Source organism: Haloferax larsenii (genome assembly GCF_024730625.1).
Classification (GTDB): domain Archaea; phylum Halobacteriota; class Halobacteria; order Halobacteriales; family Haloferacaceae; genus Haloferax; species Haloferax larsenii.
This window is the reverse complement of the sequence record NZ_CP078064.1, coordinates 255,388-270,204: the sequence shown is the minus strand read 5'-3', so window position 1 is coordinate 270,204 and position 14,817 is coordinate 255,388. Positions and strand designations below refer to the sequence as shown.

The following is a 14,817-nucleotide window of genomic DNA, read 5'->3' as shown; positions in this document are numbered from 1 at the left end:
CGAAGACCGAGACCAATAAGAACGACGCCCACGTAACTGACTTCACGTCACCGTCACCAATGGAGAACCCGAACCCTAATGTCTAACGAACAACGTTCGAAATCTACGTCTGACTCCGAAGAAGTCGCCTACGACCCGTCGTCGAGCCACTACGATGTCCTCGAGTGTTCATGTCCCGACTGTGACAACGTCATCCTCACTATCGGGAACGACGACCCGCCGATGTCCTGTCACGGTGAACCGATGCAACGAGTCACCGACGTCGAGATGCGAATCAAGTCGCCCGACGTGAGACAGGTCCTGCTGCAAGCGTTTGGGCTTCCGAAAGCAGCACTGGATATCTGTCTATGTGTCATCGGAGAAGGTCCGCTATCGGCCAACGAAGTTGCGACTGAACTCGGATACGACCGCAGTACAGTCACTCGATACCTGAACAAATTATCTGAACTCGGTCTCCTTCGTCGCTCGGAATTGAACCGAGAAGCGGGTGGCGTCGTCAACGTCTATCACTCAGTCGACCTCGAACGGATGCGCCGAGATACTCTCGTTGGTTTTTATATTTGGGCAGGCGAAGCTGCATCGCTAATCGAACAGGCGAACGTGACGAAAAAAGACTATCTCGAATCGAACTCCAATCGCGATCTCCCAGACGTGTTCTGGGAGTCCTCACTCGACGACTGACTCCGAAAACGGGTTCAAAAATTCAGAAGTCTGGCCAAGCCTACTGTTTGCTATCGAGCACCTTCGCCGCGGTCAACACGGGATCCCACGTTGTATTGAACGGTGGTGCGTAGGCGAGGTCGTAATTCGAGAGTTCTTCAACGGTGATTCCCTCGGTGACGGCACCGACGAGTGCGTGGCTTCGATGGACGGCACCCTCACCGTATTCGGAGACGAAGCTTCCACCGAGTACTCGTCCTGTAGGGCGGTCGATGGTAAGCGTCACTTGGACTGTTCCTCCTTCAGGGTAGTACCCAGCGCGAGATTTGGCCGTGATAGTCTCTGTTAGCGGTTCAAACCCGGCATCGAGGGCTTCTTGATGAAGCAGCCCAGTTCGTGCGGCCTCGATATCGAACGCTTTCACCGCTGCGGTCCCCGCAACACCCCCACCCATTGTTGGGGTGCCTGCGACAGTCTGCCCAATCGCTCGACCATGACGGTTCGCGGTCAATGCGAGTGGGATGTACACTGGCTCACCTGTAACCACGTGCGCTGCCTCGGCACAATCACCTGCTGCGTACACGTCGGGAATGTTCGTCTCCCGATATGGGTCGGTTGCGATTGCACCCGTCTTACCGAGCTCGACGCCAGCAGCTTCTGCGAGTTCTGTTCGTGGGCGAACACCGGTCCCAACGAGTACCATCTCGACGGGAATTCGCTCTTCGTTCGTCACGATAGCTTCGACGGACTCTTCACCGGCTAGTTCACGCACTTCAGTGTCGAGGTACACTGCCACGTCTTGCTCGTGGAGATGTTCGAGAACTGTCTCACTCGTTGCCTTACTGAACTGCTTCAGGATACGGTCTCCACGCTGAAAGAGATGGACTTCGAAATCGTTCGCCGCCAAGGCTTCAGCCATCTCGACACCGATGTATCCTCCACCAACGATTCCGATCGGACCATTACACGTTTCGAGGAAGTGGCAGGCTGGTCCTCGGTCAGGCTGTTGAAGATTCCCATCACTCCGAGCGCGGGAAACGTATTCACGGAGTTCTTTCCCGTCCGACATCGAACCAAGTGTGTAGACTCCCTCTCGGTCGATGCCATCGATTGGTGGCGTCACCGCAGTCGAGCCAGTCGCTATTAGGAGGTGGTCGTAGGGTTGAACGACGTCACCGTCAGAAGAGCGAGCAGTTACGGTTCGGGTTTCGGGGTCGATATCGACGACGTCGTGTCCAGTTCGGAGGTCAATATCCCGTTCCTCTCTGAACTGTTCCGGCGTAACCGAGACCAGGTCTTCGAGTGATTGAATCTCACCTTTGATGTAGTACGGGAGGCCGCAGGCACCGTACGAGACCCACTCGCCTCGTTCGAACACGACGATATCGAGGTCAGGATTGTCACGCTTTGCCTTACTCGCTGCAGACATCCCTGCGGCATCTCCGCCAACGACAACGAACGTACTCATACGTCAACCTCGGCTGGTACTGATATAAACGCAGTCCGGGTGTGTACGTGGATTCCCACATCACCCGACGTCCGTGCAAGTGTAGTGAACCACCGCACGGGGTTCATTACTGAACGTGTCGTCTATACGGTACACATGGCTGATTTTGACGTCATCGTCATCGGCGGTGGGACAGGAAACAACGTCGCAGCTGCGGCTGCCGAGGCTGGGCTCGATACTGCGTTGGTCGAACCAGGGCCGTTGGGAGGAACGTGTCTGAACCGGGGCTGTAATCCATCGAAGATGCTCATCCAAGCGGCGAACGCGGTGAATAACGTCAGAGACGCCGAGCGATTCCACGTCGATGCTACACTCGATGGAATCGATTATGCGGCTGTAGTCGACGAGATGGACGGCCTCCTCGGTGGGATATCGGAGGGTATGGAGGCTCGATACCGAGAAAAGGAACATCTGACACTGTTCAAAGAATACACCGAGTTCGTCGACGAACGAACGGTATCACTCGGCGGAGAGCACGTCACTGGCGACAAGTTCGTCATCGCGACGGGAAGTCGGCCAATCGTCCCACCGATAGACGGTCTCTCGGACATCGATTATCTCACGAGTCAGGATGCCCTCTATCTTCGAGAACCCCCAGAGAGCCTCGTTATCCTCGGCGGGGGCTACATCGCGGTCGAACTGGGCTACGTGTTCCAGTCACTCGGGACTGACGTAACGATCGTTGAGATGATGGACTCGCTCGTCCCCCGAGAAGATGGCGACGTTGCCGCGGCGTTCACCGAGATTGCCGCCGAACGTCACGATGTCTATACGGGTCATCGAGTCACCGCTGTCGACGCAGATGGTGATGGCTACGCCGTCCACGCAGAGACAGAATCTGGTGACGAGATCACCGTCGAGGGGAGCGAGGTACTCGTCGCACTTGGTCGCCGGCCGAACAGCGACGAATTAGGGCTGGACGCAGCAGGCGTCGACGTCGACGACCGCGGCTTCATCGAGACGAACGAGTACCTTGAGACGAGTGCTGAGAACGTGTGGGCACAGGGTGACGTCGCAGGTAACGCGTTGTTCAAACACTCAGGTGACTACGAGACTCGACATGCCGTTGCGAACGTCGTCCATGATGAGTGGAAGGCCCTCGACCTCTCTGCGATGCCTCACGCGATATTCACCGAGCCACAGATTGCCGGCGTCGGAGTCACCGAAGAGGAACTCCAAGAGGAGGGTGATGAGTACGTCGTCGGTCGAGCAGCATTCGCGGATTCGTCGATGGGGCGGGCGAAAAAACTCGACGATGGGTTCTTCAAAGTTCTCGCCTCACCAGACGGCGAGATTCGAGGTGCACACGTAATCGGTTACGAAGCGTCGACTTTACTCCACGAAGTCGTCGTAGCCATGAGACACGGACTCAGTGTCGACGACGTCGCAGACACTATCCACGCTCACCCGACGTTGAGTAAGGTCGTCGAATCAGCGTTCAAAGACGTGTTCAACTGAGAAGACCACTTTTTCGGCGTCTCAGAACGTCGCTAGCTCACTCCCGAGGACAATCATCCCAACGAGTGTGAATACGACACCGAGCGCGGGTTCCATAATCTCGCTTGGGACGTGTTTTCCAACACGGGTGCCAACCGTCCCACCAATCAAAACTCCTGGAATCGACCACGCGACGACGTACCACACAGGAGTTGCTGCGAGGGCGTGAACAGCGGCACCCGCGACCGCTGCAATCGCGAGGACGAACACACTCGTTGCAATTGCAACACGCGGTGGGAGCCTACATCGAACGATCAGCTGTGTCGTCGTCACTTCGGGAAGCCCAGCGCTGATGAGGCCAGTAACGAACCCTCCTGCACCCGCCATCGCGACACCGGGAACCCGCCAACAGGTGTCGTATGTGTACGTTTCACCGTCGGTCGTTTCGATGGTGGTCTCGCCTCGCCCCGAGTTCTTCGCTTTGAGATATTTCCCTTCTCGCTCTCCAGGGACGCATTTCTCGGGTGGGTCGTACAATACGAGGAACCCACCGAGGCCGAGCAACCCGACGCCGAACAGGATTGTCAGCAACGTGGTGGGCACGTAGTGAGCGGCGAACGCCCCGGCGACGACTGTCGGTACTGCACCGACCAGAAGCCATTTTGCGGTCGCATAATCGACGACACGCTGCCGGACGTAGTTCAACAGCCCGTTCCCCATGCCGAATACTTCGGTCATCAATCCGGCCCCAATCGCCTGTGACGGTGAAAGACCGACGACCAACATAAAGAACGGACTGAAAAACAGCGCTCCTGAGACTCCCGACGAGAGTGCGATCATCGAAAATAGAATCGAGACCGGAAACACCCACCAGTGTGCGAGGAACTGCTCGACAGGGAAATCTGCGAGTGCTATCGCAGTTACTGTCAGGACCATGCGCTGGTCTCCTGACTCCATCTCGTACTGTACTCACTGTCTGTCAAACGGGCTGTCTGGCTTCTCGAACTATTCAGTAGCATATCGAACGGTTTGTTCTGCATTATCGAAGGGTGGTGAAACGAACCCAAATCAAGACGCTCTGGATCAGCATTGGGCCCGAACGGGAAACTGTCTAACAGTCTTTACGCGAGGATTCCAGCACCGAGGAACGCACCGAGGACGACACCATAGACGACGTGGACTGTGCCGAACATCATCATCATGTCGCGGTTCGGCTCCATCCCGATGACCATTCGCATCCAGAACATCATCCCGCCGACCATCAGGACGAGGCCGAAGATGAGGCCAAGTCCGGCAGCAACGACGATGGAACTGAGGCTGAGCCCAAGCAATGGAACGCCCACAGCGAAGACACCGCCAGCGATGACTCCATACAGTATGTGTAACACCATCCCCGGCATCGCATAGTCTTCAGGGTCTCCACCAGCGAACTTCGCCACGAGACGTGCCGTCGGCGGCGGTCCACCATCGCCCATTACCATCATCAGGATAGTCATTACGATCGTTGCGACGACGCCGCCTGCTAACCCGGCAATTAAGGATGCCATGATTTCGTTTGTTCAAACGTCAGATGCTTATTAAACTACGGCGCGGTAGTTGGGTACTGGCGCACATCACCGAAAGGCGCCGACAGCTGAAAATGAAACACGACACCGGGTCGAAATCGGTGGACAGCTACGGAAGCAATCGTAGCGAACCCGTTGCTGCGGCCACGACAAGCAAATAGAATACAGTACCGAGGATTGCACTGGTTGCGACAACCCGATTCGGATCACGCTTTGGAAGTGAATACCGAATCAGTGGAATATCTTTGATTTCTGGGTGCGTCAGCACGTAGTTCATCACGACAGCAAACAGAGCGACGAGAATCGGACCGATGAGGAGACTATTGGTCGCCTGCAAGAACATTTGGGTCGTCGAGTCCGAAAATGTACTCGTCGCTATCGGACCGAGTGTCGTCGCAGGTGCGGGCATCCAGGTAAACAACTCACCGTACTTTGCGTACAGAAACAGCAGTGGTCCAACTATTATCACCACCAGTTTGCCTCCGTTCGCGGCTCTGGGGGTGGCGATTCTCGGAACAATAAGTAGACCAACTAGGAGGACGGCGTTCATTCCGATCCACGGCCCGAACTCCTGAAACGACAGTGGTAGTCCAGTCGCGAGGATTCCAACACTGAACCAGTCGAGGCTCAGAAACTCGTTTCGTGGACACGACCCCGAGAGGACCTGTTCCCGATGTGCCGGGTGTGTGAGGTGGATCGTTGCTCGAAGTGCCAGAAACGTCGGGACTAGCAACAGATAGGCGACGAGACGAAGTTGGAGGCCCGCCGGTGAAACCACTGTTCCGAGGGCGAGTGCCGTCGAAAAGTCGAGTAGGCCGTTGACGAACCAGAACGTCAACAACGAGGGTGCAAATAAACAGCCACTCAAAAAGGCGGTTGCATGCCCAGTCGAAAGAGCAAACTCCTGTGAAAAGAGATCAGCGGTCGCCGTCTTGAGGTTCGCCAAATGATTCTGCGTGCGTTGCGTACGAGAGTGTGAAGTGTTTGGTCTCATCTACAGGAGGTCATTCTGAAATTTCTCGTGTTCTGAATCGCAAGGGTCTGCAAACCGAATATGGACGAGTCTACCGACTCCCACTCAGTCGCGATAGACGCAGTGGAACCCAGCAAGCCGCCTATAGAACGCCGGAAGCACGTCGGTCCGTAGATCGGCGTCTGGCATCTCAGTGAACTCGTCTCGGGTCAGTTCACGTGCGTCCTCGATTGCAAACTGGACGTGGTCGGGGATACCCGCTTCGTCGGCGCTACTGAGGTACGCCCAGATGAACGCCGATTCGAGTCTGTCGAAGAACGCTTCATCTGTCGAGAACCCCGTCTGCTCGGCAGCACGGAGACGGTAATAGGTGTCCGTGACGAGCGAGGTTGCATCCGCAATTCCGTGGTCTTTGAACGAGTTCGTCGAGGAACACGCACTCTTCTGGCCACTTTCGTCTTGTTCGGTCATACACCAATATAGGAAGGGTTACCATAAGTAACCGTTCAGCGTGTGTATTCGAAACACACGACCGACAACTCACCGTAGTAGGCCGTCTATCACGTCAATCAACGCTGATTCGGACCCAATCAGCTTCGTCGAAGGGGCAGTGATACTCAATCCCAAGTCGTTCATACACTGTGTAGGGGATTCCAATGTCGGCGAGGAAGACTGTGCCCGGTACTCCGTCGAGGCCTGTCTTAGGGAGGGCAAGCGTAACAGTTCGAGTTGGGTCTACAGCAGATCCAAGTGTTTCACCAGTCGTCGAGTCGATACCCGACGGAACGTCGAGAGAGACGACTTTTCCCGGGTGGGAATTCATACATTCAATCAGCGTACTAGCACGAGACCGAACCCGCCCACGCAACCCGTAGCCAATGAGTGCGTCGATGATGACAGTTCCCTCCTCAGAGTTGGAGAGTTCTTGGGTGTCTGTCTGGATCGGTATGTCCATCTCAGTTAGAATTCCATGTTGGTGCGCAGCAGCACCAGTCAGTTCGTCCGCGTGTCTGTCCAATACAACACTGACCGGAATATCACGATTTGCTAGATGACGTGCACAGGCTAACCCACCGCCTCCGTTTCCACCATTTCCTGCGATTACGACCGCTGTACCATCGCCTCGTGTGTGGACGTCGCGTACGTGCCAGGCGAGTGCTCGCCCTGCGTTCTCCATCATCTGTAATATTTGTAACCCGACCGTTTCGACAGCGACGCAGTCGACGTCTCGCATCTCGTCTGCGGTCACTGCTGGTATTTCTTGTCCCGTCGGTGTTCTAAACAACGGTGGTACCATGGTCACGGGTTAGATGCGACAACACATACAACGTGGGGTACAACGCTCGTCCGACGACCGACCAAAACCGTATCGGCCCAGAATTCATCAGTGGCGGTCACCTGTTGTGTACATGGACGTCCTAGACGTACTCCCTCGCGATGCCATCCCGAGCATCGACTCACCGACGTTCGACACTGACTATTTTGGCGATGGTGACGACGCGGTTGTCGTCGTTGAGGGGAACCCGTCACGGGCGTATCCGATTCGGATTCTCAGCTACCACGAGATAGTCAACGACGTCGTTGATGGGACACCAATTGCCGTGACGTGGTGTCCAATTTGTGGAAGTGCCGTCGTCTTCGAACGGAATGTTGAGGGACGTACCCTGACGTTTGGGACTTCTGGAAAGCTCGCCGACGACGCACTCGTAATGTACGACCGAGAAACCAAGTCAGAGTGGAAACAACCACTTGGGAGGTCGATTAGTGGGGCTTTCGAAGGCACCGAACTCACCGCTCTTCCTGCACCATTACTGTCCTGGTCGAAGTTCCAATCTGAATACCCGGACGGGCTTGTACTGCAACCTGTCTACGGCGGAGAACACGACCCCAGGGGGCAGTCACCACAAGTCGCCTACGATATGTCACCATATGACCGGTACGAGAGGGCCACGGACTTTGGATTGCGAGAAATGCGTGGCGAAGGGCCGAAGCGAACGTGGTATCGTGACGATATCGATGCGAAGACGATTGTACTCGGTGTCACGTTCGACGGTGAAGCAGTTGGATACCCACTCTCTATCGTCGAAGCGGAAGGAGGGGTAGTTACCGATACCGTCGGTGGTGTCGATATACTCGTCGTCTCGTCGACCCACGGGGTCACAGCCTTCGAAAACCCTGGATTCGATTTCGAATTGCGAGATGAGACACTGCACGCTGACCACTCCTCGTGGGATCCGATGACGGGTCAAAGTGACAACGGACGGCAGTTGTTACGGCTTCCTGCTAGACGAATGTACGCGTTTGCGTGGCAAGACGACCACGGGCGAGACAGTTTTTATGGACTCTAGACATACGAGTCACCGAACAGTTCGTACTAGTCACCGGTGTGGGTGAGACACGTTGAGGTCCCATCGCAAGCGATAATGTTGTCAACCAATACCCAACCGCAATCACACCGGGTTCGTGTCCGTCAGTACCTCCACGAGTGCCGGTCCCTCGTGGTCGAGGGCCTCGGTCAGCTTGTCCTCCAATTCATCGGGGGATTCGACGCGGACGCCGAGCGCACCACAGTTTTCGGCGTAGGCAGCGAAGTCCGGGTTCACCAGATCAGTCTGCCACACGGGCCACCCGCCATCGCGCTGTTCCTTGCTGATTTTCCCGAGTTCGTTGTCGGTCAGGAGGACGTGTGTGAGGTCCATATCGTACTTGACGGCCGTCGTCACTTCGCCCATGTACTGGCCGAAACCGCCGTCGCTGGACACCGAAACGACCGGACGTTCGGCGAACGGTGAATTGGGTTCCTGTGTCGCTGCCCATGCGCCGAGCGCTGCTGGGAAGGCGAACCCGATAGAGCCGAGGTAGCCCGACATGAGTACCGTGTGGTCGGCGCACTCGAAATACCGACCAAAGGCGTAGGTGTTGTTGCCGACGTCGACCGGGAGGATGGCGTCGTCGGGTAGGAGGCGGCTCATCGCGTCGAACACTGTCGCGTAGTTGACGCCCCGTTCGGCCGGCTGTGCCCGCCGAGTCGCCTTCTCTTCGCGCCAGATGTCCCATCTATCGGCTACCTCGGCACGCTGACTCTTTGCGGCGAGACTATCCTTGAGGTGCTCGGTGAACTGGCCGGCGGCGACACCCACGTCTCCCCACACCGGAACGTCGACGGCGTGGTGTTTGCCCAGTACCATCGGGTCTCGGTCGACGTGTATCGTCGGCTTGTACTCTGATATTCCTGTGTGGTTCGAGAAACTCGCGCCGAAGACAACCAGCAGGTCGGACTCGTTCATGAAATGACTCGCGACTGGCGTCCCGCTCCGCCCGAGGACGCCTCCGGCAAGCGGGTGATGGTCAGAGAGCTGACCCTTCGCTTTGAACGTCGTCACCACCGGACAGTCGAGTCGTTCGGCGAGCTCGACCACCTGCTCCATCTCGAAACGCGCGCCGTGGCCGACGATTATTAGCGGTCGCTCGGCGCTCGAGAGCAGGTCGACAGCTTCTTCGACGGAGGCGGCGGGCGGAGCAATATCTCGTCGGGTGAGACGCCCGTCCGGACCACCCACCTCTGCGCTGGCGGCAGATATGGTCTGAACCTCGTCCGGGAAGATGAGGTGGGAGACGCCGCCTTCCAAAATCGCCGTCTTCGCCGCACGTGTCATAAGTTCGGCGTGGTCGCTACTCGGGAGGACGGTCTGCTCGAATAGTGCGACGTCGCCGTAAGCCGCTTCGAGGTCGACCTCCTGAAAATTCCCTGTCCCGAGGACCTGTGTAGCGACTTGCCCGGTGAGAGCGAGGGTGGGTGAACGGTCGACGTTTGCGTCCCACAGCCCCGTGAGGAGGTTGGTCGCCCCTGGGCCGGCGATGGAGAAACAGGCCGCCGGTCGCCCCGTCAGCTTTCCGTACGCAGAGGCTGCAAACGACGCCGCCCCCTCGTGTCTGACTCCGTAGTACGAGAGGTCGCCTCGCGACTCGGCCTCGCGGAAAGCGTCTGCTAATCCGAGGTTCGAGTGACCGACGATACCCCAGACGTGTTCGATCCCCCAGTTTGTCATCGTCTCAACCATCACGTCGGAGACGGTCCGCTCGCGGGGTTCGTCTGCTGGGAAGCCGACGTAAATACCGTCAGCGCGTTCTTCGACGTCGTAGATGAGGACGCAGTCGTCGTGGTCACCAGGCGACTGCCCGGTCAGCGGGTCGAAATCCCACCCGTGCCACGGACACCGGAGGAGGCCGTTCTCGATGGACCCCTCGCCTAGCGGCCCACCCTGATGGGGGCAGGCGTTGTCGATAGCCGCATACTGACCGTCGTAGTGGGTCAGACAGACTGTCGTTCCGCCGCAGGTGACCGCAGTCACGCGTCTCTCCGGAAGTTCGTCAGGACCGAGCGCCCGGTACCACTGCAGACCGTCGTCGTCAGGGGCTGTGTCGTTCGTCATCAATACCATTTACTCACTGACAGGAGATATAACCCTCTCCACAGGTGAATTCCCTCGAGGTGAAGCCTCAAACCACCCATCTTGATTATTTTCGCGGCCAGTCCACTGACGCTCGAACAACAGGTGGTGGTTTCGGACGACGAACAGCGGTCTGTGGGCGACGGGCGCTGGGACACGTTACCCACTCATCCGTGTGACTCCCCGCGATTTAGTTCGATGATGCGCTCAACTTTCTCGTCGAGCGCGACAAAGTGACAGAGGGGGTTTCCCGGGTAGACGACGGGATTGGCGAGGACACCGACGAGCAGTCCAGTGAAGGGTGCACGCACGTCGACAGACTCGCTCTTGAACGGATTCGATATCGTACAGATCACCTCACCCTCGTGGACGAGGTCACCGCGCTCGGAGGCCATTTCGATGATGCCGCCGGTGTCGGCCCGGAGCCACGTCTTTTCATCACCGTCCTCGATGACGGTCCGCCATCCAGGCCAGTGGACTGTCTCCTGTGGAAGCATCGCGTACTCGGCGAGGACGCTCCGAACGCCATCGAGTGCATGGTCGATGAACTCTCGCTCGAAGCGGTGGGCCTCGCCCATCTCAAGCGTGATGGTTGGGATGCCCGCTTCGGACGCCGCCCGACGGAGCATCCCGGACGACCCCTCGCCAGAGATGATTAAATTCGTCCCGTACGCGTTGGCCAGTCTGGCCACCGCCGGGTCGGCCATATCCGCGCGAACCTGAAACATATTAGTCCGCCCGCGCGTCGAGGTGTGGAAGTCGAGGCCGAAGTCACAGGGTTCGATGAAGTTCGTCCAGACGGCGCGTGCGAGGCGACTTGCGCTGGTTCCGCCCCTATCGCCGGGAAACGAGCGATTGAGATCTCGATCGTATATGGGGAGGTAGCGTTGCTGGGTGACGAACCCTTGTGGATTGAGAACGGGGAGACAGACGAGGGTGCCGTGGAGACCTGAGAGGTCCCACTCGTGAGCCACCTCGCGGACGACCTCGATGCCGTTCAGTTCGTCGCCGTGGATGGCCGCAGAGAGAAATGCTGTCGGCCCGGGTTCCGACCCGACAATTATCGTCACAGGAATGCGAACTGGCTCACCGAGGTACGTCTCGCTCACGGGGAACCGCAGATTCGCCGTCTCCCCTGGTTCGACGACACCCCCGTCGTACACAAATGGTTTTTGTTTATTTGACATTCGAACGGTGAGTCTTAGCGTCGAACCGCGATAGCGGTTCAGTCAGTCGGGCGTGCAAGATGCACGCCCGGCGATGCGTTCGTGCGACGTTCGCCCGTTTGGGTGTTATCATGGGCCACGACTACGGAATGGTAAGCGAATGGCACACCGACAGTTGATTATTATGTGTGTCCATCGATTGAGATTACATGGAAGAAGTCGATTTCTTAGTTATTGGGTCCGGTTCAGGTCTCGACGTTGCGAACGTCGCCGCCAATCAAGGCCTCTCTGTTGCAGTCGTCGAAAAGGGGCCACTCGGAGGAACATGCCTCAACCGAGGCTGTATCCCGTCGAAGATGTTGCTCTACCACGCCGAAGTGAAAGAAACGATCGAACGTGCTGGGGAGTTCCACATCGATGCAGACGTGAACGATGTCGAATTCGCTGAAATCGTCCGCGAGGTCAACGAAGACGTGAATGCGGACTCAGAGTCGATTCGCCGTGGCTTGAGCTCTTCGTCGAGTCACGACCTGTACCACGGTGAAGGACGGTTCGTCGACGACCGAACTGTCGAAATCGTGGGCGGAGAGGATGATGGTACTCGTATTCGTGCCGAGACTGTTTTGATTGCTGCTGGCACGCGTCCATCGATTCCCGGCATCGATGGCATCGACGACGTATCGTATCTCACTAGCACCGAAGCCCTCCAATTAGAGACACCGCCAGAACACCTCGTAATCGTTGGTGGAGGGTATATTGCAGCCGAACTGGGTCACTTCTTTGGGACGTTCGGGAGTGACGTGACGATAATCGGACGGCGACCGAACCTCTTGCCAGAAGCTGATTCCGAGGTTGCAGAAGCGTTCACTGAACGATACGCAGATCGATTTACGGTCCATACTGGACACGCAGCGACAGCAGTCTCAGAGACCGACGGGACAGTGACTGTCGAAGCGCATCCATATGAATACGGAGAAGATGGTGGGATACAGGAAGGTGAACCTGTCCGTGTCGAAGGGGATACACTCCTCGTGGCTGCTGGACGCACTCCTAATTCAGACACGCTCAACCTCGATGCAGCAGGTGTCGAGACGGATAACCGAGGGTTCGTTGAAACTGACGAGTACCTTCGGACATCCGCAGAGGGGGTGTGGGCACTCGGCGACATCGTTGGAGAGTATCTCCTGAAACACAGCGCCAACCACGAAGCACAGGCAGTCGCTCGAAACATCTTCGGTGACGAACGCCAGGCAGTAGACTATTCGGCGATGCCATTCGCCGTCTTCGCCTCTCCCGAAGTAGCAGGTGTCGGTGCTCACGAAGAAGAACTCCAAGAGGCGGGCGTCGAGTACGCGACTCGAACGTATCAATTCGACCAGACGGCACGCGGGAGCGCGATGAAAGCTGAAGGGTTCGTGAAAGTCATCATCGACCTCGACGGTGAGATACTGGGATGCCACATCATCGGCCCGGACGCCTCGAACCTCATCCAGGAAGTCGTCGTGGCGATGAAAACCGGGTCGGGGACGGTACGTGACATCCGCCAATCAGTGCACATCCACCCTGCCCTCTCAGAAGTCGTCCAGCGAGCGTTTTCTGGACAATTCTCCCGTGGAGGGAGCAATCGTCACTCACACTGACACAGCCAGTCCAATCGATTCTCCACGGTTCAGATTTTGAAGAGGGCGTGTGCAAGTGAACTGCACCACCTAAGCGGGGTTATGACTCATCGACGTGTCTCTCTCTTCATGCACACAGTCAGTGTTAGCAAAACCGTCGGCGCATCACGTGGTGAGGTTTGGCCAGTTCTCGACGATTTTGGAGGTGTCTCGAAATACAACCCAAACGTGAAGGTATCAGGGATTATTGACGGCCCCGACACCGGTGAGGGAGCGACAAGAGAATGCGTATTTTCCGATGGGGGTCGAATCGAAGAGAGAATAATCGAGTACGAACCTGAGTCGAGTTATATCGTCGATTTCATCGATGTTGGGGAGATGCCTCTCAAGACGAACATCGTCGAGGTGTCAGTCGAAGAGGTCGGTGAAAACGAAACCACTGTTACGATGCGCGCAACGTTCACTCCGAAGTACGGCCCTGTCGGGTGGGTAATGGCGAAAATGATGATGAAGTCGAAGTTCCGGGAGACGTTCGAAGAGGTTCTCGGTGGTCTCGAATCACACGTTCTCTCCCGGCCCCAGATGAAAGACGGAGACGTGTCAACCGAAGTTGCAAGTGAGTGATCACGTCGAGTCGGTTCACCAGCACATAGTGGTGACCCACTTCGAGGTTGGGGCCAAAGAAGGGGCACTTGGCAATATCCACCTGTAGAGCTAAACTCGGTGGTTGTAGCTAATCTTGACGGTCAAATCATCTGGTACGAATATAAATCGAAGGCGCATCCGCAGTCCAATTACACACCCACAACGAGGTTATTGTAGTGGGTGTAGTTACAAAAAATGCAAATGACGAAAGCAGCTGTCATGGTTCTTGCAGGAACCGAAGGACACGCAAACCTTGGTCGACTTGTAAATGCTCTCGAGACTGCCAAAGAATTCGCCGAAGCCGAGGATGACGAAGTAGAACTCATCTTCGATGGTGCTGGCACGCAGTGGATCCCAAAGCTGGAAGACGAGGAAGCAGACTACTACGAACTCTACCAAGCCGTTAGCGAACAGGCCTCGGCCTGTGACTACTGTGCTGGTGCGTTCGGCGTCGAAGATGCAGTTGCTGACGCGGGTGTTGTGACGCTCGACGACCACGACGGGCATCCCAGTGTTCGGTCTCTCGTCAACGACGGCTACGAAGTCATCACGTTCTGAATCGTACAGAACTGGTCAAGCAGTCCTCCAACCAGACTACCGCTCCTCTCCCCCAACCGATTTTTGACCGTTCACGTTCCCTAGTCGCTCTCGGTGGTTCCTATTCAGTGCGTAGGGCCTCAGTTGTTATAAGCGAGTAAACTTTCTGTCTCGCGTCTCTGAACGATATCTGCGCGGTAATGACTCGTTCGCGCTGCAGTTGAGCGACTGCATTGCGAACTGTCCGACTCGGAAGC

14 protein-coding genes are annotated in these 14,817 nt (G+C 56.8%); 6 read left to right on the top strand and 8 right to left on the bottom strand.

Annotated features, from left to right (window positions below; translation table 11 throughout):
- The first annotated feature begins 78 nt into the window (after window positions 1-78).
- Complete coding sequence (locus KU306_RS17140; protein ID WP_258303513.1) at window positions 79-681, top strand: helix-turn-helix domain-containing protein; 603 nt, start codon at window positions 79-81, stop codon at window positions 679-681.
- A 40-nt stretch (window positions 682-721) separates the two neighbouring features.
- Here KU306_RS17140 and KU306_RS17135 read toward each other — a convergent pair whose 3' ends face one another.
- The gene (locus KU306_RS17135) at window positions 722-2,128 is read right to left on the bottom strand and encodes an FAD-dependent oxidoreductase (RefSeq protein WP_258303512.1); all 1,407 of its coding nucleotides are present in this window, start codon (window positions 2,126-2,128) and stop codon (window positions 722-724) included.
- A gap of 135 nt (window positions 2,129-2,263) precedes the next feature.
- Between KU306_RS17135 and KU306_RS17130 the strand changes: the two genes are divergently transcribed.
- Window positions 2,264-3,625 carry a dihydrolipoyl dehydrogenase family protein gene (locus KU306_RS17130; protein ID WP_258303511.1) on the top strand — a complete coding sequence of 454 codons (1,362 nt, stop codon included), beginning with the start codon at window positions 2,264-2,266 and terminating at the stop codon, window positions 3,623-3,625.
- Window positions 3,626-3,646: 21 nt separating this feature from the next.
- Here the strand turns inward: KU306_RS17130 and KU306_RS17125 are convergent, their stop codons facing one another.
- The 5 genes from KU306_RS17125 to KU306_RS17105 form a co-directional block, all read right to left on the bottom strand.
- The gene (locus tag KU306_RS17125; protein ID WP_258303510.1) at window positions 3,647-4,540 is read right to left on the bottom strand and encodes a sulfite exporter TauE/SafE family protein; all 894 of its coding nucleotides are present in this window, start codon (window positions 4,538-4,540) and stop codon (window positions 3,647-3,649) included.
- Window positions 4,541-4,725: 185 nt separating this feature from the next.
- Window positions 4,726-5,151: a hypothetical protein gene (locus KU306_RS17120; protein WP_258303509.1), complete on the bottom strand. Its 426-nt coding sequence runs from the start codon at window positions 5,149-5,151 to the stop codon at window positions 4,726-4,728.
- Window positions 5,152-5,278: 127 nt separating this feature from the next.
- Window positions 5,279-6,007 carry a hypothetical protein gene (locus KU306_RS17115; protein ID WP_258303508.1) on the bottom strand — a complete coding sequence of 243 codons (729 nt, stop codon included), beginning with the start codon at window positions 6,005-6,007 and terminating at the stop codon, window positions 5,279-5,281.
- Between the two features lie 240 nt (window positions 6,008-6,247).
- Window positions 6,248-6,613, bottom strand: coding sequence for a hypothetical protein (locus tag KU306_RS17110; RefSeq protein ID WP_258303507.1), 366 nt, complete (start codon window positions 6,611-6,613; stop codon window positions 6,248-6,250).
- A 94-nt stretch (window positions 6,614-6,707) separates the two neighbouring features.
- Window positions 6,708-7,439, bottom strand: a complete 732-nt coding sequence (locus KU306_RS17105) for an NAD(P)H-hydrate epimerase (protein WP_258303506.1) — start codon at window positions 7,437-7,439, stop codon at window positions 6,708-6,710.
- A gap of 112 nt (window positions 7,440-7,551) precedes the next feature.
- On the opposite strand from KU306_RS17105, the gene KU306_RS17100 reads away from it, so the two are divergent.
- Window positions 7,552-8,490, top strand: a complete 939-nt coding sequence (locus KU306_RS17100; RefSeq protein ID WP_258303505.1) for a DUF3179 domain-containing protein — start codon at window positions 7,552-7,554, stop codon at window positions 8,488-8,490.
- 102 nt (window positions 8,491-8,592) lie between these two features.
- On the opposite strand, the gene KU306_RS17095 is transcribed toward KU306_RS17100, so the two are convergent.
- Together KU306_RS17095 and KU306_RS17090 are read right to left on the bottom strand one after the other, a co-directional pair.
- On the bottom strand, window positions 8,593-10,575 hold the full coding sequence (locus tag KU306_RS17095; RefSeq protein WP_258303504.1) for a thiamine pyrophosphate-binding protein: 1,983 nt from the start codon (window positions 10,573-10,575) through the stop codon (window positions 8,593-8,595).
- Between the two features lie 185 nt (window positions 10,576-10,760).
- Entirely contained in the window at window positions 10,761-11,780 is a 1,020-nt protein-coding gene (locus tag KU306_RS17090; RefSeq protein ID WP_258303503.1) for a succinylglutamate desuccinylase/aspartoacylase family protein, read from the bottom strand.
- 188 nt (window positions 11,781-11,968) lie between these two features.
- Between KU306_RS17090 and KU306_RS17085 the strand changes: the two genes are divergently transcribed.
- From KU306_RS17085 to KU306_RS17075, 3 genes are all read left to right on the top strand, one after another.
- Window positions 11,969-13,399: a dihydrolipoyl dehydrogenase gene (locus KU306_RS17085; protein ID WP_258303502.1), complete on the top strand. Its 1,431-nt coding sequence runs from the start codon at window positions 11,969-11,971 to the stop codon at window positions 13,397-13,399.
- A 108-nt stretch (window positions 13,400-13,507) separates the two neighbouring features.
- Complete coding sequence (locus KU306_RS17080; protein ID WP_258303501.1) at window positions 13,508-14,002, top strand: SRPBCC family protein; 495 nt, start codon at window positions 13,508-13,510, stop codon at window positions 14,000-14,002.
- Window positions 14,003-14,224: 222 nt separating this feature from the next.
- Window positions 14,225-14,581, top strand: a complete 357-nt coding sequence (locus KU306_RS17075; RefSeq protein ID WP_258303500.1) for a DsrE family protein — start codon at window positions 14,225-14,227, stop codon at window positions 14,579-14,581.
- Window positions 14,582-14,817 lie beyond the last annotated feature (236 nt).